At 71.7% G+C, this 19,091-nt stretch carries 19 protein-coding genes; 10 read left to right on the top strand and 9 right to left on the bottom strand.

Features of this window, described 5'->3' with window-relative positions:
* Positions 1 to 53 precede the first annotated feature (53 nt).
* Positions 54 to 1,547 carry a CoA transferase gene (locus AXW62_RS04980; protein WP_060943409.1) on the top strand — a complete coding sequence of 498 codons (1,494 nt, stop codon included), beginning with the start codon at positions 54 to 56 and terminating at the stop codon, positions 1,545 to 1,547.
* 300 nt (positions 1,548 to 1,847) lie between these two features.
* On the opposite strand, the gene AXW62_RS04975 is transcribed toward AXW62_RS04980, so the two are convergent.
* A complete protein-coding gene (locus tag AXW62_RS04975) occupies positions 1,848 to 3,017 on the bottom strand; it encodes an acyltransferase family protein (protein WP_079105553.1) in 1,170 nt (389 codons plus the stop codon).
* Positions 3,018 to 3,093: 76 nt separating this feature from the next.
* On the opposite strand from AXW62_RS04975, the gene AXW62_RS43760 reads away from it, so the two are divergent.
* A complete protein-coding gene (locus AXW62_RS43760; protein ID WP_159060812.1) occupies positions 3,094 to 3,267 on the top strand; it encodes a hypothetical protein in 174 nt (57 codons plus the stop codon).
* On the opposite strand, the gene AXW62_RS04970 is transcribed toward AXW62_RS43760, so the two are convergent.
* Both AXW62_RS04970 and AXW62_RS04965 read right to left on the bottom strand, forming a co-directional pair.
* Entirely contained in the window at positions 3,257 to 4,666 is a 1,410-nt protein-coding gene (locus AXW62_RS04970; protein WP_060943408.1) for a polysialyltransferase family glycosyltransferase, read from the bottom strand. The genes AXW62_RS43760 and AXW62_RS04970 overlap by 11 nt on opposite strands.
* Positions 4,666 to 5,643, bottom strand: a complete 978-nt coding sequence (locus AXW62_RS04965; protein WP_060943407.1) for a glycosyltransferase family 2 protein — start codon at positions 5,641 to 5,643, stop codon at positions 4,666 to 4,668. Before AXW62_RS04965 ends, AXW62_RS04970 begins: the two co-directional genes overlap by 1 nt.
* A gap of 223 nt (positions 5,644 to 5,866) precedes the next feature.
* On the opposite strand from AXW62_RS04965, the gene AXW62_RS04960 reads away from it, so the two are divergent.
* From AXW62_RS04960 to AXW62_RS04940, 5 genes are all read left to right on the top strand, one after another.
* Positions 5,867 to 7,192: a DUF6716 putative glycosyltransferase gene (locus AXW62_RS04960; protein ID WP_174556353.1), complete on the top strand. Its 1,326-nt coding sequence runs from the start codon at positions 5,867 to 5,869 to the stop codon at positions 7,190 to 7,192.
* Between the two features lie 35 nt (positions 7,193 to 7,227).
* On the top strand, positions 7,228 to 8,451 hold the full coding sequence (locus AXW62_RS04955; RefSeq protein WP_060943405.1) for an acylneuraminate cytidylyltransferase: 1,224 nt from the start codon (positions 7,228 to 7,230) through the stop codon (positions 8,449 to 8,451).
* On the top strand, positions 8,452 to 9,396 hold the full coding sequence (locus AXW62_RS04950; protein WP_030840701.1) for an N-acetylneuraminate synthase family protein: 945 nt from the start codon (positions 8,452 to 8,454) through the stop codon (positions 9,394 to 9,396). It abuts the gene before it with no gap.
* Between the two features lie 161 nt (positions 9,397 to 9,557).
* Complete coding sequence (locus AXW62_RS04945; protein ID WP_060943404.1) at positions 9,558 to 11,027, top strand: hypothetical protein; 1,470 nt, start codon at positions 9,558 to 9,560, stop codon at positions 11,025 to 11,027.
* 326 nt (positions 11,028 to 11,353) lie between these two features.
* Positions 11,354 to 12,574: an amidohydrolase gene (locus tag AXW62_RS04940; RefSeq protein ID WP_060943403.1), complete on the top strand. Its 1,221-nt coding sequence runs from the start codon at positions 11,354 to 11,356 to the stop codon at positions 12,572 to 12,574.
* A gap of 70 nt (positions 12,575 to 12,644) precedes the next feature.
* Here AXW62_RS04940 and AXW62_RS04935 read toward each other — a convergent pair whose 3' ends face one another.
* Both AXW62_RS04935 and AXW62_RS46600 read right to left on the bottom strand, forming a co-directional pair.
* Complete coding sequence (locus tag AXW62_RS04935; RefSeq protein WP_060943402.1) at positions 12,645 to 13,157, bottom strand: hypothetical protein; 513 nt, start codon at positions 13,155 to 13,157, stop codon at positions 12,645 to 12,647.
* A gap of 78 nt (positions 13,158 to 13,235) precedes the next feature.
* Entirely contained in the window at positions 13,236 to 13,364 is a 129-nt protein-coding gene (locus AXW62_RS46600) for a hypothetical protein (protein WP_280142943.1), read from the bottom strand.
* Between the two features lie 457 nt (positions 13,365 to 13,821).
* Between AXW62_RS46600 and AXW62_RS04930 the strand changes: the two genes are divergently transcribed.
* The 3 genes from AXW62_RS04930 to AXW62_RS04920 are packed head-to-tail and all read left to right on the top strand — an operon-like array spanning position 13,822 to position 15,461.
* Positions 13,822 to 14,079 (top strand): hypothetical protein, encoded by a 258-nt coding sequence (locus AXW62_RS04930; protein WP_030840687.1) that lies wholly within the window; start codon positions 13,822 to 13,824, stop codon positions 14,077 to 14,079.
* Positions 14,054 to 14,587 carry a DUF6879 family protein gene (locus AXW62_RS04925; protein WP_060943401.1) on the top strand — a complete coding sequence of 178 codons (534 nt, stop codon included), beginning with the start codon at positions 14,054 to 14,056 and terminating at the stop codon, positions 14,585 to 14,587. The genes AXW62_RS04930 and AXW62_RS04925 overlap by 26 nt, the downstream gene beginning before the upstream one ends.
* 22 nt (positions 14,588 to 14,609) lie before the next feature.
* On the top strand, positions 14,610 to 15,461 hold the full coding sequence (locus AXW62_RS04920) for a helix-turn-helix domain-containing protein (RefSeq protein ID WP_060943400.1): 852 nt from the start codon (positions 14,610 to 14,612) through the stop codon (positions 15,459 to 15,461).
* A gap of 186 nt (positions 15,462 to 15,647) precedes the next feature.
* Here the strand turns inward: AXW62_RS04920 and AXW62_RS04915 are convergent, their stop codons facing one another.
* The 4 genes from AXW62_RS04915 to AXW62_RS04900 all read right to left on the bottom strand — a co-directional run bounded on the left by AXW62_RS04915 (position 15,648) and on the right by AXW62_RS04900 (position 18,951).
* Complete coding sequence (locus AXW62_RS04915) at positions 15,648 to 16,136, bottom strand: hypothetical protein (RefSeq protein ID WP_060943399.1); 489 nt, start codon at positions 16,134 to 16,136, stop codon at positions 15,648 to 15,650.
* Between the two features lie 207 nt (positions 16,137 to 16,343).
* Complete coding sequence (locus tag AXW62_RS04910; protein ID WP_060943398.1) at positions 16,344 to 17,060, bottom strand: RibD family protein; 717 nt, start codon at positions 17,058 to 17,060, stop codon at positions 16,344 to 16,346.
* Between the two features lie 141 nt (positions 17,061 to 17,201).
* Positions 17,202 to 17,675 (bottom strand): hypothetical protein, encoded by a 474-nt coding sequence (locus AXW62_RS04905; protein WP_060943397.1) that lies wholly within the window; start codon positions 17,673 to 17,675, stop codon positions 17,202 to 17,204.
* A 19-nt stretch (positions 17,676 to 17,694) separates the two neighbouring features.
* On the bottom strand, positions 17,695 to 18,951 hold the full coding sequence (locus AXW62_RS04900; protein ID WP_107308576.1) for a helix-turn-helix domain-containing protein: 1,257 nt from the start codon (positions 18,949 to 18,951) through the stop codon (positions 17,695 to 17,697).
* Positions 18,952 to 19,091 lie beyond the last annotated feature (140 nt).

Genomic DNA, 19,091 nt, shown 5'->3' with positions numbered 1-19,091 from the left:
GAGGGGGCGGGCCCTCGCCGCCGCGTCAGTGCGCCGCGGCGCACAATGAGCGGATGACGAGGAACGACACGAGCGACGCACCACCGGACGCGGCCACCACCCACGCCTGGACCGCCCTCGGCGGTGATCCGGCGCTGCTGGAGAGGGTGGCGTACCGCCCGGTGAGCGGCGGGCTGCCCGCCCGGCTGCCGGTGGCGGAGCTGGCCCGCGCCACCGTGGGCGTGTGCTCGCTGGCCGCCGCCGAACTGGGCGCGCGGCGCTCCGGCGGGGCGGTTCCGGCGGTACGGGTCGACGAGGGCGCCGTCGCCACGGCGTTCGTCAGCGAACGGCATCTGCGGATCGACGGCCGCAAGCCCACCAACTTCGCCCCGCTGTCCGGCTTCTGGCGCGCGGCCGACGGCTGGATCCGCACCCACGCCAACTACCCGCACCACCGCGCCCGGCTGCTCACCGCCCTCGGCCTGCCCGCCCACAGCGGGCCGGACGACCTCGCGGCGGCGCTCGCGGGTCGCCCTGCCCGCGCGGTCCAGGAGACCGTCTACGCGGCGGGCGGACTGGCCGTGGCCGTGGCGCGGCCCGGCGAGAGCGAGATCCCGCTGGCCGGGCTGCCGTTGATCGAGTCCCGGCGGATCGGCGAGGGCGCCGCGCGCCCGCTCCCGGAGACGCCACTGCCCGCTCATGGGCCCATGAGCGGGCCCACGAGCGGCGTGCTGCCCACGAGCGGCGTGCTGCCCGCGAGCGGCGTGCTGCCCGCGAGCGGGGTGCGGGTCCTCGACCTGACCCGGGTCATCGCCGGACCGGTGGCCACCCGCACCCTGGCCCTGCTGGGCGCGGACGTCCTGCGCGTGGACTCCCCACGGCTGCCGGAGGACCCCGACGCGCACGCGGACACCGGGTTCGGCAAGCGTTCCACCGCCCTCGACCTCGCCGCCCCCGAGGGCCGCCGTACCGTCGAGGCGCTGCTCGCCGACGCGGATGTGGTCATCACCGGCTACCGCCCCGGTGCGCTGGACCGCTTCGGCCTCGCCCCGGATGCCCTGCTGGAGCGCCACCCCGGGCTGATCGTCGCGCAGCTGTGCGCCTGGGGCTGGTCCGGGCCGTGGGCCGGGCGGCGCGGGTTCGACAGCCTGGTCCAGGCGGCGACCGGGATCGCGGCGATCGAGGCGGACGCCGATCCCGACGCCGGTGGCCGCCCCGGTGTGCTGCCCGCCCAGGCGCTCGACCACGGCACCGGCTATCTGCTGGCGGCGGCGGTGCTGCGGGCGCTGACCGAACGCCAGGAGACCGGCGGCGGGCGCCATCTGCGGTTCTCCCTCGCGGGCACCGCGTCCTGGCTCATGCGGGGCATCGCCCCGGCCCCGTTGGGGCGCCGCGCGGACGGCCCTGCCCACGACCCGGCGCCCTGGCTGGCCGAGACCGCCTCCGACCTGGGAAAGCTGCGCTATGCCCGCTCTCCGGTCGGCTTCCCTGTCGGCTCCCCGGACGGTCCGCCGGTCTGGTCCCGGCCCCCGGGCCGCTTGGGCGCCGACGAGCCGCGCTGGCTCTGACCCCGGCCCCGGCCCTCCGAGAGACCCCTGAACACCCAGCTGGTGTGACGGGCCGGGCTCCCCGCGTCGTGCGGGGAGCCCGTGGATGGGCGACCGGGACTCTCGGAGCCGGACGAGCAGGATTCCCCGAGCCGGACGGTCGGGCGGGCGGGACTCTCGGAGTCGGACGGTCGGGCGGGCGGGACTCTCGGAGTCGGCCGGTCGGGCGGCCGGGACTCTGCGAGCCGGACAAGCAGGATTCCTCGAGCCGGACGGACGGGCGAGCGGGATTCCCCGAGCCGGACGCCGCGAGTGGCGCCCTTACCGCCGGACCGTGGTCAGCGAGCGCTTGATCACCGGGGTGAGCCGCTGTTCGACGAAGCGGTAGAGCACCCAGGCGAGGCCCAGCATCAGCAGCACGGTCAGGGCGAATGTCCCGTAGGAGGGGATGCCCAGCTTCCGGTGGAGCACCCCCACGACCACCCAGCCCAGATGCTCATGGACCAGGTAGAACGGGTAGGTCAGCGCGCCCGCCAGGGTCAGCCAGCGCCAGTTCGCCCAGTTGAGCTTGCCGAGCGCGATCAGCGTGACCGCCACGTAGCCGAAGGCGACGATGGCGATGATGGCGGTGGCCGAGCGGTAGGAGAAGGCGTTGATGTTCGCCGGGTGCCACAGCTCGCCGATCGCGTAGTGCTGGCCGATCAGGAAGCTGATCCCGACGATGCCCCAGGCCAGGGCGTCGTGGCCGAAGCGGTGGAGCAGGTAGATGCCCATGCCGCCGATGAAGTACGAGGCGTACTCCGGCATCAGGACGACGTCCAGCAGCGGCAGGTTCGCCGCCTCGGCGAACGCCGCGCCCAGCGTCCAGACGGCGCAGAACAGCACCACCCGGTGCCGACTGGCGCCCGGGAGCACCACGAACAGCGCGAAGAGGGCGTAGAAGCGCAACTCCGCCCACAGGGTCCAGCACACGCCCAGCACCCGGTGCGCGCCGAGCGGCTGCTGGAGCATGGTCAGGTTGACCAGCGCGTCGCTGGGCGAGACCGCCTTGTAGGCGACCCAGGGGAGCGCGAAGACGGCGGTGACCAGGACGATCGCGACCCAGTAGGCGGGGTAGAGGCGGGAGATCCGGGAGGCGAAGAAGGCGCGCAGCGGCCGTCCCCACCCACTCATGCAGATGACGAAGCCGCTGATGACGAAGAAGATCTGGACGCCGAGACAGCCGTACGCGAAGTAGCCGGAGAGGGTGGGGAACTGCTCGCGCGGCGAGGAGCCCCACGCCTGGCTGATCTCACCGTCGCGGCCGCCGTAGTGGTACGCGGCCACCATCAGCGCGGCGAGCAGACGCAGCCCGTCCAGCGCCCGCAGCCGCACCGGATGGCCGCCGCCGCGTGCGGCCGCCTTCGCCGTCCGCTCGGCGGACTTCTCCAGGGCGTCGTCCGGAGCGCGCGGCGGCGCGGGCGCGGGAGCCGACGCCGCTGCGGCGGGCATCGGCCCCGCCTCGGCGGGTATCGGTCCCCCCTCGGGGGCTATCGGCCCCGCCGCGGGATGTATCGGTCCCGCCTCGGTGGGCATCGACCCCGCCGCGGGAGATATCGGCCCCGCCTCGGCTGGCATCGACCCCGCCGCGGGTGGCATCGGCCCCACCCCCGCGGGCATCGGCCCCACCCCCGCCGGCATCGGCCCCGCCGCGGACGGTATCGGCCCCGCCTCGGGGGCGGGCGGCGCGCTCATCCGGTGACCGTCCGTTTCAGCGCGGCCCGCTTCAGGGCGCGGGCCCGGCGGGCCACCCGGCGCACCGTCTCGTTGCGCGGGATGAAGGCCAGTTGCGACGGCACCGCGCCGGGCAGGGCGAGCGCGGTCAGCCGGCGCTTCTTGAAGTAGCGCCAGGTCCGGGTGTCCAGGTGGGCGGCCAGATAGCGTTCGGCGGCGGGCCGCAGATCCGGGTAGATCTTCGCCTGCATGCAGAAGCCGACCGCGGTGACCAGCCCGCCGAGCCGCTGGCCCGCCCGCTCGTCGACCGGCTGGGCGGCGGCCACCGCCTTGTGGTCCTCCAGGTCGGGCAGGAGCGCGTCCACCACCGTCACCGGGACGCGGTTGCTGTTCTGGTACGGGGTGAGCCGCTCCAGCAGCACGTCGGTGCCGATCCGGGCCACCGGCAGCCCGTAGAAGACGTTCGCGGTGAGCAGCGCGGTGGAGAAGCAGCCGATGACCAGGGCCGGACGCATCCGCTGGTACAGCACCTCGGCGAGGACCGGGGTGTCCATGACGGTCAGCTCCGCGCCCAGCTCCGCGGCCTTCTTCTCCAGCATCCGCGACCAGCGGGCCGGGGCGGTGGGGTGCGGTTTGAACACGACGGTGCGGTGGCCCAGCGCCACGGCGCCGCGCAACATCCGCACGTGCAGCTCTTCCTCCTCCTGCGGAGTGAGGATGTCCAGCGCGGACAGGTACTGCCCCAGCATCAGCGCCGGACCGCCCCCGACGGCGATCCGCTCGCCGGCGGAGGCGACGGCGCGCGGGGCGGCGTCGGCGACCTCGGCGAGCACCTTGGTGAACACCTCGGTCGGCAGGATCTCCGGGGCCACGCCGAACTCGGTGAGCAGCAGCGGCCGCAGTCCGGGCACCAGGTCGAGGTGGAGCAGCCGGCGGATCCGGGTGCCGATCAGCGGGTCCAGCTTGTTGCGCGTCGGGCCGTAGCTCATCAGCCCGTCCGCGTAGACGTCGATGGGCGCGCCCTGGAAGACGCCCGCGACCGCCAGCGCCGGGTTGACCTGGATGGACTCCAGGACCAGTTCGACATGGTCGTCGCCCAGGTTCCACAGCAGCCTGAGGTGGCGCTCCCACAGCGGGGCGTCGTCCGGGCGCGGCGCCCAGCCGCCGGGGTGGAACGGCGAGATCGTCTCGTTCCAGGACAGCACCCGGTCGAAGCGGGTGCGCAGCCGCTCGAAGCCGGGCATCTCGTCCACCGGCGGGGTGGTCTCCGGCGTCGCGGCGTTGTTGCTGATCAGCAGCAGCCGGCGGTCGGCCGGGCCGACGCTGCCCGCGTCGATGGCGGCCGCGAGGGTCGCCGCCCCGTAGAGGGTCGAGGAGAGGAAGATCTGGGTGCGCCCCCGCTCCGCCAGGGGCTTGTAGGCGGACATCAGGCCGCCACCTCCGCCCCGGCGGGCCGGCGCTTGACTCGCCGCAGCCGTGCGGCGCGCTCGTAGTCCATGGAATCCAGTGCGTCCTTCAATACGTCTTGGGGCATGCGTTTCATCGCCGCCGCCGACATGGAACGGAGTTTGCGGGCCACTTGTGGTTCGAATCTCTCGATATTGCCCAGGTGGTGGGAAATGATCGCGCAATACGTACGGACGGCCTTCGGCAGCAGCGCGTCGGCGTCGCGGTCCCGCGCGGTTTCCTCGATGACCTGGTCGAATGCGCGAATGAAGTCCAGCTGTCGGACATCGCCGATCTGGGTGAGCGAGGAGGCGACCCCGCGCCGGTAGAACACCCCGTGCATGCCGAGCACGGCGAAAGTGCGCGCCTCGCGGTGCAGCCGCCAGATCCAGGGCCGGTCCTCGGCGGTGCGCAGCCCGTCGGTGAAGTGCAGCAGACCGTCGTCGAGCAGCCGGCGGTGGTACATGCCCGCCCACGCGAAGGCGTAGTCCACGGAGGTGGAGCGGTCGGCCGGGAGGATCGCGTCCCGCGGGTTCATGACGACGTCGCGCCGGCCGTGCGGCACCCGGTGGATCGAGCGGGCGCGGGCGGTGCACTGGACGTGGTCGACGCGGACGAAGTCGCACCCCAAGTCCTCGATGGCGGCGAGCAGTTGCTCGTAGTAGCCGGGCGCGAGCCAGTCGTCGCCGTCGAGGAAGGTGAGGTACTCCCCGGTGGCCCTGTCCAGCCCGGTGTTCCGGGCGGTGGCCAGCCCGCCGTTCTTCTCGTGCCGTACCCGGACGGCCCCCGGAAGATCGCGTTCGGCCCGCTCCAGGATCTCCGGCGTCCCGTCGGTGGCGCAGTCGTCGACGAGAATGAATTCGAAGTCCTCACGCGCGTTCGCGCGCAGACTTCTGAGCGTGTCGGGGGCATAGGTCTGCACGTTGTAGAACGGCACGATGACGGAGAGCTTAACCACGCGGGTGACGCTAGGTGTCCGGTTGGCATTCGTCTTGACCTGGGGCGTACATAAAGGTGAACGAAGAACGTCGGAACGGTTAACCCGCCGCCCCGGCCGGCCGATTCGCCAACCGTCGACGTGCTGTTAACCCTTTGTTGCACCGGCGTTGGGCCGTGAATCGCAGACGCTTCCTAGCGTCTGCGACGTGTCCTCACCTACCCATCCCCCTGTGCGAGTCGCCGTGCTCGCCGACTCCGACACCCGGTGGAAATGGGGCGCGCTCACCGCGCATCGCCTCGTACCGGACCGGTCGGGTTCCGCCTCGGGCCGTCGTCTGGACGGCTTCCTGCTGCGCGGTCGCGCCACTCCGACCGCCCGGCAGCTCACCGAGGTCGGGGTGCGCGCCGACGCGCTGCGCGAGGTCACCGGCGTCGAATTCGTACGGGCCGTGGACCGTGAGCGCTACGACGTGATCGTGCTCTCCCTGGTCGGCGGCGCCGTCCAGGCGATGCTGCACGGACTGCGCCACGCCTGGCGGGGCGCCGCCCGCCGGCCCGTGGTCGTCACCGGCTACGTCGGTGTCGTCTACGAGAAGCTGGCCGACGGTCTGCTGCTGCGCCACGGCGCCGATGTGGTGCTGGCCAACTCCCGCCACGACGCCGAGCGCTTCCGCGACGTCTACACAGGCGTCGGCGCCGACGCGGACAGCGTCGTCGAATGCGCGCTGCCCTTCCTCGGCGGCGCCCGCTACGACGAGAAGGCCCGGCTGGGCCGGAAGCACCCCGGCGGCACGGTCGTCTTCGCCGTCCAGCCGTCCGTCCCGGACAACCGCGCCGACCGCACCTATCTGCTGCGCCGGGCCGTGGACCACGCCCGCCGCCACCCGGACCGCGAGGTCGTGGTCAAGCTGCGCTCCAAGCCGGGCGAGCACACCACGCACATCGAGGAGCTTCCCTACCAGAAGCTGATCGCCCGGTTCGGCGACGAGGTGCCCGCCAACGTCCGGCTCGCCTACGGGAACATGGGCGAGGTCCTGGACACCGCGGATCTGCTGGTCACGGTCAGCTCCACGGCCGCCCTGGAGTCGCTGCACCGCTCCATACCGACCGCCGTCCTCACCGACCTGGGGGTGCGGGAGGCGCTCGGCAACCACCACTTCCTCGGCTCCGGCTGCCTGGCCTCCTGGGACCAGCTGGACGCCGGACATCTGCCCGAGCCGAACGCCGAATGGCTCGCCCGCCAGGGCGTCGCCGCCGACGGGCCGTACGAGACCTGGTTCGACGCCGCGCGGGAGCGGGTCGCCGAGCTGGTCGCCGCGCCCGCCCTGCCGCCGCTCGCCCCCTTCTACACCCCGGCCACCGCGCCCGGCTATCTGCCCGGCCGGCTCGCCCGGTACGGCTTCGCACCGGACGGCTCGCCCCGCCCCGGAGCCGCCGCCGAGGACCAGGCGCGGGCCGGGACGTTGCGCCGGGTGGTGCGCCACACGATGCGGGAAGCGGCCCGCGGCGCCTACCGCCACGGCGTCCAGCGCGTGGCCCCGGTCATCCGGCGGATGGGGGAGCTGTGAGCAGTCAGACGTCCGAAACCCCCGAAGGAGCCGCCATGCCCGCCCCGACCCCGTGCGTGCTCGCCGTGATCCCCGCCCGCGGCGGGTCCAAGGGCGTCCCCGCCAAGAACCTCGCCCCGGTCGGGGGCGTGCCGCTGGTCGCCCGCGCCGTCACGGAGTGCCGGGCGAGCCGGCTGGTGACCGACGTGGTCGTCTCCACCGACGACCCCGGTATCGCCGCCGCCGCACGCGGTGCGGGCGCCGTGGTCGTCCAGCGGCCCACCGACATCGCGGGTGACACCGCCACCAGCGAGGCCGCGGTGATCCACGCCATGGACGCGTACGAGACCTCGCAGGGCGTCACCGTGGACGTGGTGCTCCTGGTGCAGTGCACCAGCCCCTTCATCATCCGCGAGGACATCGACGGGGTGGCCGCGGCGGTCGCCGAGCGGGGCGCCGACACCGCCCTGACCGTGGCCCCCTTCCACGGCTTCGTCTGGCGCGAGGGCGAGCGGCCCGGGGCGGACGGCGGCGACGGGGTCAACCACGACAAGTCCTGCCGTCCGCGCCGCCAGGACCGCCCCCAGGACTACCTGGAGACCGGCGCCGCCTACGCGATGGACGCCCGTGGTTTCCGCGAGGCCGGGCACCGCTTCTTCGGCCGCACCGACCTGGTGCGCACCGACCCGGCCCGGGTGCTGGAGATCGACGATCCGCACGATCTGGCCCGCGCCCGCGCGCTCGCCCCGCTGCTGGACGCCGAGCGGCCGGGCGCCCTCGTCCCCTTCACTCCCGGCCGCCTCCCCACCCGCGACGACATCGACGCGGTGGTCCTGGACTTCGACGGCACCCAGACCGACGACAGGGTGCTGATCGACTCCGAAGGACGCGAACTCGTGGCCGTGCACCGCGGCGACGGGCTCGGGATCGCCGCCCTGCGCCGCGCGGAGCTGGCGCTGCTGATCCTGTCCACGGAAAAGAACCCGGTCGTCGCCGCACGGGCCCGCAAGCTCCAGGTCCCCGTGCTCCACGGCATCGACCGAAAAGATCTCGCACTGAAGCAGTGGTGCGAGGAGCAGGGCATCGCGCCGGAGCGCGTGCTCTACGTCGGCAACGACGTCAACGACCTCCCGTGCTTCGGCCTCGTCGGCTGGCCCGTGGCGGTCGCGGGTGCGCACGACGTCGTGCGCGGCGCCGCACGTGCGGTCACCTCCACCCCCGGAGGCGACGGCGCGATCCGCGAGATCGCCTCGTGGATTCTCGGAAAGGAACTGTCTTAAGTGAGCTCCACCTCTCGCCTCCGCACCCTCGGTGACAAGATCGCCGGGCCCGGCCACCCGGTCTACATCACCGGTGAGATCGGCATCAACCACAACGGCGACCTGGAGAACGCGTTTCGGCTGATCGACGTCGCCGCCGAGGCCGGCTGTGACGCGGTCAAGTTCCAGAAGCGAACCCCGGAGATCTGCACCCCCCGCGACCAGTGGGACATCGAGCGCGACACCCCCTGGGGCCGGATGACCTACATCGACTACCGCCACCGCGTGGAGTTCGGCGAGGACGAGTACCGCGCCATCTCCGAGCACTGCCAAAAGCGCGGTATCGACTGGTTCGCCTCCCCGTGGGACACCGAGGCCGTCGCCTTCCTGGAGAAGTTCGACGTCCCGGCCCACAAGGTGGCCTCCGCCTCGCTGACCGACGACGAGCTGCTGCGCGCCCTGCGGGCGACCGGCCGCACGATCATCCTGTCGACCGGCATGTCCACCCCCAGGCAGATCCGCCACGCGGTGGAGGTGCTGGGCAGCGACAACATCCTGCTGTGCCACGCCACCTCGACGTACCCGGCCAAGGCCGAGGAGCTCAACCTGCGCGTGATCAACACGCTGCAGGCCGAGTACCCCAACGTGCCGATCGGCTACTCCGGCCACGAGACCGGTCTGCAGACCACCCTGGCCGCCGTCGCGCTGGGTGCCGCGTTCGTCGAGCGCCACATCACCCTGGACCGCGCCATGTGGGGCTCGGACCAGGCCGCCTCCGTCGAGCCGCAGGGCCTCCAGCGGCTGGTGCGCGACATCCGCATCATCGAGGAGTCGCTCGGTGACGGCGTCAAGAAGGTCTACGAGAGCGAGCTGGGCCCCATGAAGAAGCTGCGCCGGGTCGCCGGCGTGGTCGCCGAGGCCGAGGCCGAGGCCGGGGCCGCCGACCGCGAGCCGGTCGCGGTCTGAGGCACTCTGCCGTGAATCCACCGGCCGGTGAGCCCGGCCCTCGCCCGGAAGCGGCGGGCACCCCTGGCCCCTCGGGGGCCGCCCGCCGCTTCCGGGCCCTGCCCTTGGACGGTGCGATGGTCCCCGCTGACTCTGCCGCGGTCTCTTCCGCGATCTGTTCCGTGGCTTCTTCCGAGACTTCTTCCGCGACCTGTTCCGCGTCTTCAGCGTCCTCGTCCGCGACGCTCGCCTTCGTCGAGAGCCCGGTCCAGCTGCTGAACGTACTGGAGTGGGCGTACGCCGACGCCCGGCGCGCCGAGGCGCAGTGCGCAGAGGTTCAGCGTGCCGACGCCGGGCGTGCCGAGGTTCAGCGCACCGAGGTACAGCGTGCCGACGCCGGGGGTGCCGACACCCGCCACGTCGATGGCCCGCGTGCCGACGCGGGGCGCGCCGACGGCCAGTGCCCCGACGGGCAGCGTCCCGACGCCGGGCGTGCCGACGCCCGGCACGCCGATGGCTCGCGTGCCGACGCGGGGCGTGCCGAGGTACAGCGTCCCGATGGCTCGCGTGCCGACGCGGCGCACGTCGATGACCCGCGTGCCGACGGCCCGGAGCCCGCGGCGCTCCCGGACCTCACCGTGGTGGTGCTCTCCCCGCACGATCCGATGACCCGCGGCCAGCTGCGCCGGATGGCCGAGCTGGCGCGGGACGAGGGCTTCAGCGTGCGCTGGGAGGAGGCGCGCGGCGGGGCCGGAGCGCCGATCAAGACCATTGGCGGGCTGCGCGGGCCGCTGCGCCGGGCCGAGCGGATCGTGATAGGCGATCCGTTCTCCCGCTACGTCCAGCTGCTGCTGACCCTCACCCGCGCCCGGGACCTGATCGTGGTGGACGACGGCACGGCCACCATGGAGTTCATCTCCCAGCTGGCCAAGGGGGAGCCCCTGGTGCGCTGGCACCGGCGGGGCAGCCGAGGGGCGCGCGACATGGTGTTCGCTCCGGTCTCGGCCACCGCGCGCCGTCGGCTCACCCCGGACGACGGCCGCCGGGTCGAGGTGTTCAGCTCGATGCCGGTCGAGCCGCCTCCCGGGGTCACCATCACCGCCAACGACTTCGCCTGGACCCGGGCCCGGTTCGGTCCGCCCCGGCTCACCGGTGGCACCGATCTGGTGGGAACCTCGCTGGTCGAGACCGGTGTGGTGGACCTGGAGCGCTATCTGGAGGCGGTCGGCTCGCTGGCCCGCGCCCATGGCGCCACCCGCTACTTCGCCCATCGCCGGGAGAGCGCGGAGAAGCTCAGCCGGGTCGCGGGCGAGGTGGGGCTGGAGATCGTACGGCCCGATCTGCCGCTGGAGCTGATAGCCCGCCGCGGCCCCATCGGCCACACGATCGTGAGCTTCCCCTCGACCGTCGTCCACACCCTGCCGCTCGCGCTCGTGGGCACCGGCGTCCAGGTCGCGGTCTGCGATGTGGACCCCGCGTGGCTGACCAGCGACGCATCTCCGAGGGCCCAGGGTTTTCTGTCCGGGGTCACCGGGACGGCCCGCGATGTGCGACGGCTGGGCCCGGCGCCGTCGAGGGCCCCGGAGGCACCGAGGGACGCCGCCCCGCCGACGAGCCCGGGCCCGCCCGCGGCACCGGTCGCGGCGTCCTGAGCCCGTCGCGGGGACGCGGTGAGACGGTGCGTACGCCACGGGGAACCCGTCGCGGTGGCGGCGCGTACGCCGCGTGATACCCGCGTACGTCGCGTAGCACCCGCGTACGTCGGTTCGTCGCGTACGCCGCGTCCTGAGACCGTCGCCCGGACGGCCGTGTGGCGCTTCTCACCGCATTCGTCCGAGAAGCACCCTGTTATACCCCCTGACTAGGGGGATCATGCACCGGGCGGGGTACTTTCGCGTCCCCGAACCGATGGAATTTTTGTTGATCGACATTCGGCGGGCCCACCTGGCGTTCTACGCTTCTTTAGGTGAAGCAATTGATGTCCCTCGATGCGACCGATGTCACACCCGCCACCGCGCCGGCTCTGCCCGGTACGCTCCCCGACGAGCTGCGTGCCGAACTCATCGCCTTCCGGCGCGACTTGCACATGCACCCCGAGCTGGGCAACTGCGAGTTCCGGACCACCGCCGCGATCAAGGCGCGGCTGGAGCAGGCGGGCCTCGAGCCCCGGGTGCTGCCCACCGGCACCGGCCTCATCTGTGACATCGGCCCGCGCGATGGCGTAGCGCCCCTGCTGGCGCTGCGCGCGGACATCGACGGGCTGCCCATTCCCGACACCAAGACGGTGGACTACCGCTCGACCGTCGCCGACCGCGCCCACGCCTGCGGCCATGACGTGCACACCACGGTGGTGCTCGGCGCCGGTCTGGTCCTGGCCGAGCTGGCCCGCGAGGGGCGGCTGGCGCGTCCGGTGCGGCTGCTGTTCCAGCCCGCCGAGGAGGTGCTGCCCGGCGGCGCCACCGACGCGGTCGAGGCGGGGGTGCTGGACGGCGTCGGCCGGATCCTGGCGCTGCACTGCGACCCCAAGGTCGAGGTCGGCCGGATCGGGCTGCGCACCGGGCCGATCACCTCGGCCTGCGACCGGCTGGAGATCTCCCTGGACGGGCCGGGCGGCCACACCGCGCGCCCCCATCTGACCACCGACCTGGTCACCGCCGCCGCCAAGGTGATCACCGAGGTGCCCGCGCTGCTGGCCCGCCGGGTCGATGCCCGCTCGGGCCTGGCCGTCACCTGGGGCCGGGTTGAGTCGGGCCACGCCTGCAACGTGATCCCGCAGCACGCCGAGCTGTCCGCCACGGTCCGCTGCCTGGACCTGCCCGCCTGGCGGGAGGCCCCGGACCTGGTCCACGCGGCGGTCGACGAGATCGCCACCCTGCACCGCGCCAAGTCGGAGATCAACTACATCCGCGGGGTCCCGCCGGTGGTCAACGAGGCGAGCTCCGCCGAGCTGTTGCGGGACGCGATGATCGCCCGCCGTGGTGCCCAGGCCGTGGAGGACACCGAACAGTCCCTGGGCGGCGAGGACTTCTCCTGGTACCTGGAGCGGGTGCCCGGTGCGATGGCCCGGCTGGGGGTCCGCAAGGTCGGCGACACCACCCGCCGCGACCTGCACGCGGGCGATTTCGACGTGGACGAGGGCGCGATCGCGGTGGGTGTGGAGCTGTTCACGGCCGCCGTGCTGCTGGACCGGAACGCGTGACCCCGGCGGCCGGGTGGCCCGCCCGCCGCCCGGCCCCGGCATCGCCGGGGATCGCCGGGAACGCCGAGCCTCAGCCTGCCGCCGAACCGGCCCGGTGGCCCAACGGGCACGGGATCGTCGGGCGGATGCGGTTCGTGCTGCATGCGACGACCTGAAGCGAGGCGAATCCGGTGCCACGCAGGTACCAGCCGCCTACGACATCGCCGCCCCAGCTGAGCCGGTCGTCCGCTGCCGTGAGCCGCTCGGTCTGCCGGACTGTGTCCTTGTCGTGGTCGCTCAGGAATGACGGGCTCAGGTCGCTGATCTGGTCTCGGTACCAGGCGGAGGCTTTGTCCGGCGCCTCGAAGGTGGCTTTGATCATTCTGGCGGGGCGGAGCAGCCAGTGCGGCACTTCCAGCGGGGGTACGTCGCTCGCCATGAAGGCGGGGCCGGCCGCCGCGATCCGCTGCCACTCCTGGGGCGGGATGTCCTGTACGACGAGGTGCGGTGGCCGCCGGGCGGACTCGTCGTCGTAGGTGCGGCGCTCTCCGGTCCAGCGGTAGCAGTGCCAGTGAGCCGGCATGGGCGGGGGCGGAGCGATCATCGGCGGTACCTCCTGGTGGCGGGGGCGGCCCGCGCTTCCGGGCGCGGGCCGCCGTTTACCCGGGGCGCTTGACGTCGGCTACGTGGCGTACTGGCGCCCGTCGTCGGAGTCGCCGGGCGTCCCACCACTCGGTGACGGGGCGTCCGTGTCCGGCATGGTGTCGCCGTCGTCCGGGTCCTGGCGGACGACGACATGCTGTAATCGCATGGGGCCTCCTGAGTTCACTCGCGCAGGGGTGTCCTCGCGCGGTTGCGCGGTGCTCGTCCCGGTCACTGGCCTGCAAGCGGGAGATCGGGGCGAGCTGTGCTGGACGGGACTCCGGCCCGGCGGCGCAGTCCGGTGCGGAGTCCCTTCATCCCTGCCTTGTCGGCCTTGTCGGTAGCCGTGCCTGGCTGTGCCGACCGGCAGGGTGTCGGGGAGGGCGGGCCGCCGGCGCCGTCGTCCCGTCCGGGCCCGGAGCACCAGCAGCCCACCCGGTCCTCGCCGGGCTTTCGTTGTGCCCGCGTCGATACTAAGAGTGAGATGTGCGGCACAGCCAGCAATGTGCATGAATGTGCACGCAGGCTTTCATCGTGGAGTAAGGCTTATTCGCAACCTTGACGAGACCGCACCGCCGGGCGACTTTGGTGCACATCGGCGCACGACGACGGCACGGGAGACGAACATGCCCTTACAGTTCATCGGGATCGACCCCGATACCGGCAAGAACGGATCACCCACGGCCTGGGTGGACCCGGAGAGCGCGGACATCGTGATCCAGAGCTATACCGCCGACGACGCCACCCGCACCCAGTGCGTCCAGACGCCGGCGCCGGGGCACGCGCCTGGTATTCCCGAGCACGAAACGGTCATCCGTATCCCGGCTCGCCTGATCCCGGTTCTGAGGGAGGCATGCGATGTCGCAGAACGCGCTCAGCTTTGACGAACTGTTCCAGGCCGCACGGCATTCAGCAGTGCACCTTGAGATGCGCGACCAGTACGCCGTCGGTGATGAAGCCGACGACTTCAACACCTGGCTGGCCACCGGGCGTCGGGACGTCGACCCTGCCTCCGAGTACTGGGCGCCGTGGACCGACATGATCTCCCGCGCGGTCGCTCGCGGCGTCGTGGTGCGCCGAGCACGCATCGTGTCCGAGCCGGTCACCGACTACATCCGCTACGAGCATGCCGGGACCGTTGTGAACGTCGCCGCAGGCGAGCAGGTGCGGTGGCTTCCCCGTCGCCGGGCCGTCGATCTGATGCTTCCGGGCGCGGACCTGTGGCTCTTCGACGGAACGCAGGTGCTGTTCAACCACTTCACCGGAGACGGCAACTGGGCCGACCCGGACATGGAGTTGCGGACCGAGCCGGTCATCGTCAAACAGTGCTCGGAGGCGTTCGACGCGGTGTGGGACCGCGCGATCCCTCACGACCAGTACGAGATCCACTGAGAGGAAGTGCCACGGCCAGCTCATGACCATCTCACCGTCGTCCTCAGCCCAAGCCGCCCGCGAGAACGTGGCGCGCCAGCTGTGCGAACTGAGGAGGAATGCCGGACTGACGGTCACTGAGCTGGCCTCCCGGTGCGGCTGGCACCATTCCAAGACATCCCGGATCGAGAACGCCCGCACCCCGCCCTCACCAACGGACATCCGCCTGTGGTGCCGCGCAGCCGACGCTCTCGACCAGGCTCCGTACCTGATCGCGGCCTCGCAGCACGCCCAGTCCCTGTACCGGGAATGGCGGCGCCGCGTGCGCACCGGTCTGGCCAAGCTCCAGGACAGCTACATTCAGCTGTACCGGTCCACGGAACTGCTGCGCGTCTACTCGCCGGTCCTGGTCCCCGGCCTGTTGCAGACGGAGGGCTACGCGAGAGCGCTGCTGTCGATGAACGCCCGGTTCCTTGAGGTCCCCGACGACGGTGCGGAGGCTGCGGCGGCCCGCCTGGAGCGTTCGCAGGTCATCCACGAGCCGGGACACCGTTACGTGTTCCTCATCGAGGAGGCCGTGCTCTATTACCAGCTCGGCAACGCGGAAGCGATGGCTGCCCAACTGGGCTACTTGCTGACCGCGGGGGCCCTGCCGCAGGTGTCGTTCGGCATCATCCCGGCTGGGACGCGCGAGCGGGTTCTGTGGCCGCAGGAGACATTCGACGTGCACGACGACACGCTGGTGTCCGTGGAGTTGCTCTCCGCCGAGGTGAACGTCACCCAGCCTTCGGAGATCGCTATGTACCTGAAGGCGTTCGAGCAATTGCGCGGCATGGCCGTGTACGGGGCGGAGGCGCGGGCGTTGATCCTGAAGGCCATCGAGGCCCTGCACTGACTCCGGGCGCGGTGGGCTCTTTCGCATGGTCAGCCCCGGGCAGATATCTCCGGCCAGATCACCCGAGGGCAAGATCTCTCCGGTCAGATCACCCGAGAGGGGACTCCCGTGCGCTCGGTGTAGGCCACGACGTCGGCCGTGCCGCCGTATCCGCGAGCCGCTCCCGGGCCGGGCGAGGGGCTTTCGTCACGCCCGGCGGGATGCCCCGTCCGGCCAGACGACATCCACGGGGATGCCTGCCTCGCGCGCCTGGTGTACCACGTCCGCCGTCCCGCCGCCCTTGCCCGTGGGCGGCCGGCCGTCCCACACGGCCACCAGCCGATCGGCACGCTCCAGCAGCACGGTGTTCGCCGCCTCGTACGCTTGACGGTTCGCCGTGGCGTGCGGCATCACCAGCACCTCGTCCGCTGCCGCCACGAGCCGGTCGAAGGTTTCGGCATGCTCTGGCTTCACCTTCGCCTGCCGGTAGTCCTCCGAAGGGATCACTACGGCCAGGCGCCCGCCCGCGGCGAGGACCGCGTCAGCGAAGAGGCTGTCGCTGCCTTTCGCGATGCACGACACCCCGACCAGGCTGGAGGGCTCGTAGGCGGCAACGATCTTGTCCAGCTCTTCTCGTACCAGCGGCACCGATGCGTTGGTGATGTCCATGTGCCCGGTCACAGCGATCGTCGTCATCGCGCCTTCCCCGTCATGCGGTCAGCAGGCTCCGGATGCTACCGCGCACGTCGGCCACGGCCCGGGGTACGCCGTCTCCCACTGTGTAGGGGTACAGCTGTGCCAGCTGTACCCGCACGCGACCGGAGCGAAGGCGGGACGCGACGTCGACAGGTGGGCCTTGGGCCTGGGCAAGGGGCTTTCGTCAGGGCCCTGTGTGGGTACCGCTCAGCGCTGCGGGCGTGCGATCAGCCTGACGTCTGGGCCGGAACGTGCCACGTCCACCAGCTCGCATCGGAGGATGTCGTCGATCGTTCCGATGCTGCCGCCCTCCAATCCGCTCTTTCCGCGGCCGAGGAGCGCGGGCGCGATGTAGGCGATGATGCGGTCCACCAGCCCGGCCGACACGAACGACGCGGCGAGAGTGGGGCCGCCCTCGAGGAACATCCCCCGCACGCCGCGCAGGTGCAGCTCGCGAAGGAGAGCCTCCACGTCCAGGCCGACCTTCGCACGGGGCAGCCGTACGACGGTGGCCACGCCCTCCAGGTGGGACGCGTCGGCGTCGTCGGCGACAGCGATCATGGTGGGTGCGGCATCATCGAGCACACGGGCATCAGCCGGGGTCCGGGCGTTGGTGTCGACGATCACGCGCCACGGCTGCTCATCAACCGGCACGGCCACCTTCAGCTTGGGGTCGTCCTTCACCGAGCGCACGGCAAGGTGCGGGTTATCGGCCCGCTGGGTGCCGGAACCGACGACAGTTGCCTGGCAGGCTGCCCGTAGCGCGTGCACTTCGGCGCGGGACTCGGCGCTGGTGATCCACTGGCTGGTGCTGTCCGCCGCGGCGATCCGGCCGTCCAGCGTGGCCGCGTACTTGTAGACGACGAACGGCCGCCCATCGATCGTGTGCCACTCGTCCGTGCCTATCAGCTCGCTGACGTGCATGGCTCCTCCAAACGGACCTTGATTCCGGGCAGCGTAGTCACATGACAGCGACCGCTTCCGTCAGTTCTCGCACCATCGCTGTACGTCGCCACGGTGCCAAGCCGGTGATGACTCGCTCCCGGCGGAGGGGCCATCGCGTGGTCAGTCGCGGGTAGAGCCCTCCGGCCAGATCACCCGAAAGCGGACTCCCGTACGCTCCGCGTAGGCCACGACATCGGCCGTCCCGCCGTACCCGCGAGCCGGCTGCCCGTCCCAGACGGCGACCAGCTCATCCACCAGCCCCACCAGAATCTCGCTTCCGGCCATGTGCGCCTGGGAGTCCGACTCCACCATGCCCGTGCGGTGGACGTCGGCGGCCTGCTGGATGAGACGGTCATAGCTCTGGTGGTGCTCCTCGGGCAGGCCGTCGCGGTAGTTCTCCGCAGGGACCACCACCTCAAGGCGACCACCGGCCTCCAGCACCAGCTCAGCGAACCAGGCGTCCGGGCCGTCGGCAATGCACGAGACCCCGACCAGATCGGGTCCGTGGCGCGCGACTTCCTCTTGAAGGGCTCGGCGGACCAACCGCTCCGTTTTCGGGGGAAGACCGCGGTGGCCGGTGATGCCGAGGCGCATGGGCCGCTCCTTCTCGTGATCACAGATAGATGCCATGGAGGCGGTCGTCGAACTCGCGGACAGCTCTGGGGGGAGTCGTCGAAGTGTAGGACCGCCGGAGTCCTCGGGCACGTTCGATGATCCGACCTGACCGATATCGTGCGCCCGTCTCAAGTGCCCGCCCAGCGAGGGCGAACGCCCCATCCAGCCGACCGGTCGCCAGTTGCGCGGTGGCCAAGTCCAGCATGAGCAGCGCACGCTGCTTTTCGTGGCTCGACGTGAGGGCCGCCGCCGCTGCGTCCTGCGAGGCGGTCACCCATGGAACGAGGCCGAGCCGTGCGCCGCAGGTGAGCCGGGTTGCCGCGACCTTGGCATGGGTGAAGGTGAAGACCCATGGCCACGGTGGCGGCTGCTCCTCCTGGAGGGCATCAGCGCTGCGGGTGGCCTGGTCGAGCGCGGCTTCCGCAGCGGGACGATCCCCTGCGGCCGCGTGCGCGAGCGCCTCGATCGTGCCAAGCCATGCGGTGGCGATGGCCGGTCCTGCGTCACCGAGCTGACGATGAGCTTTGCGGACGAGGGCAAGCCCCTGGGCGGTGTTCCCGGCGTCTGTCTCGAAGCCGGCCAGGCTGCCGAGTTGGTAGGCGGTGAGCAGTCGGTCACCGGAGGTACGCGCGGCCTTGATGGCCGCGCCGTACCAGGTACGGGCAGATCCGATGTCGTTCATGTCCCAGGCCAGCCAACCGGCTAGGGATGCTGCTTCACTGCCCGCTGCGGCCAAGCGGGCTCGCTGCTCGGGCGCTTCGGCATCGCCGGTGACGGTCTGGATGAGCCGCAGGTGGGCCAGGACCGGCTCGGAGAGCTGCCGGGAGGGGGTGGTTCCGTCCAGTCGGCGGAAGGCTGTGGTGGCCACGCGGAGCGTCGCGGCCTGGCCAGGGTCCGCAGGTTTGGGATGACGAGCTGCCAGGGTCGGCGTGGCGATCGCCGCCGCGGTGCCTGCCAGGAAGTTGCGCCGGTGCACGTCGTGCTGTCCATTCTCGGCGCCATGCGCCGCTGTGTGGTCGGCGAGGCCAACCAGACGCGGGGGAATGTGCAAGTGCGTGGCGGCTCTCGCCAGAATGGCCATGTCGTATGAGGCTGCGCCGCGTCCCTCGAGACGAGAGACAGCGGACTGGCTGATCCCACAGGCGTCGCCGAGTTGGCTCTGGGAGACACCGGCGTCGCGGCGGACCAGGCTGACGACCCGCCCGTAGTCACCTTGGCGGGCGGCGTCCCGAATCGCTTGTGAAGACCAGTTCATTCCTACTCCCCTTGATACCTGGGTCTCTCCGGCTACTGGCCACGGGTATGCGCTGGCTGCATACGCGTATGCGCCTGGCGGGTCAGCACTGGTCGATACAGCATGACGCACGGTTTCGTCTCCTCACCAACCGTAATCGG

It is taken from the genome of Streptomyces hygroscopicus subsp. hygroscopicus, from assembly GCF_001553455.1.
Taxonomy (GTDB): domain Bacteria; phylum Actinomycetota; class Actinomycetes; order Streptomycetales; family Streptomycetaceae; genus Streptomyces; species Streptomyces hygroscopicus.
The sequence above is the reverse complement of the archived record's forward strand: the minus strand, read 5'-3'. Positions and strand labels throughout refer to the sequence as shown.

Excerpts from the sequence above, each read along its gene's own strand:
- AXW62_RS04940 (WP_060943403.1), top strand. The coding sequence starts at position 11,354 with ATGTCCCTCGATGCGACCGATGTCACACCCGCCACCGCGCCGGCTCTG.
- AXW62_RS46600 (WP_280142943.1), bottom strand. The coding sequence starts at position 13,364 with ATGCGATTACAGCATGTCGTCGTCCGCCAGGACCCGGACGACGGCGAC.
- AXW62_RS04975 (WP_079105553.1), bottom strand. The coding sequence starts at position 3,017 with ATGCCCGCCGCAGCGGCGTCGGCTCCCGCGCCCGCGCCGCCGCGCGCT.
- AXW62_RS04920 (WP_060943400.1), top strand. The coding sequence starts at position 14,610 with ATGACCATCTCACCGTCGTCCTCAGCCCAAGCCGCCCGCGAGAACGTG.
- AXW62_RS04980 (WP_060943409.1), top strand. The coding sequence starts at position 54 with ATGACGAGGAACGACACGAGCGACGCACCACCGGACGCGGCCACCACC.
- AXW62_RS04970 (WP_060943408.1), bottom strand. The coding sequence starts at position 4,666 with ATGTCCGCCTACAAGCCCCTGGCGGAGCGGGGGCGCACCCAGATCTTC.
- AXW62_RS04955 (WP_060943405.1), top strand. The coding sequence starts at position 7,228 with ATGCCCGCCCCGACCCCGTGCGTGCTCGCCGTGATCCCCGCCCGCGGC.
- AXW62_RS04915 (WP_060943399.1), bottom strand. The coding sequence starts at position 16,136 with ATGACGACGATCGCTGTGACCGGGCACATGGACATCACCAACGCATCG.
- AXW62_RS04925 (WP_060943401.1), top strand. The coding sequence starts at position 14,054 with ATGTCGCAGAACGCGCTCAGCTTTGACGAACTGTTCCAGGCCGCACGG.
- AXW62_RS04930 (WP_030840687.1), top strand. The coding sequence starts at position 13,822 with ATGCCCTTACAGTTCATCGGGATCGACCCCGATACCGGCAAGAACGGA.
- AXW62_RS04905 (WP_060943397.1), bottom strand. The coding sequence starts at position 17,675 with ATGCGCCTCGGCATCACCGGCCACCGCGGTCTTCCCCCGAAAACGGAG.
- AXW62_RS04910 (WP_060943398.1), bottom strand. The coding sequence starts at position 17,060 with ATGCACGTCAGCGAGCTGATAGGCACGGACGAGTGGCACACGATCGAT.
- AXW62_RS04935 (WP_060943402.1), bottom strand. The coding sequence starts at position 13,157 with ATGATCGCTCCGCCCCCGCCCATGCCGGCTCACTGGCACTGCTACCGC.
- AXW62_RS04900 (WP_107308576.1), bottom strand. The coding sequence starts at position 18,951 with ATGAACTGGTCTTCACAAGCGATTCGGGACGCCGCCCGCCAAGGTGAC.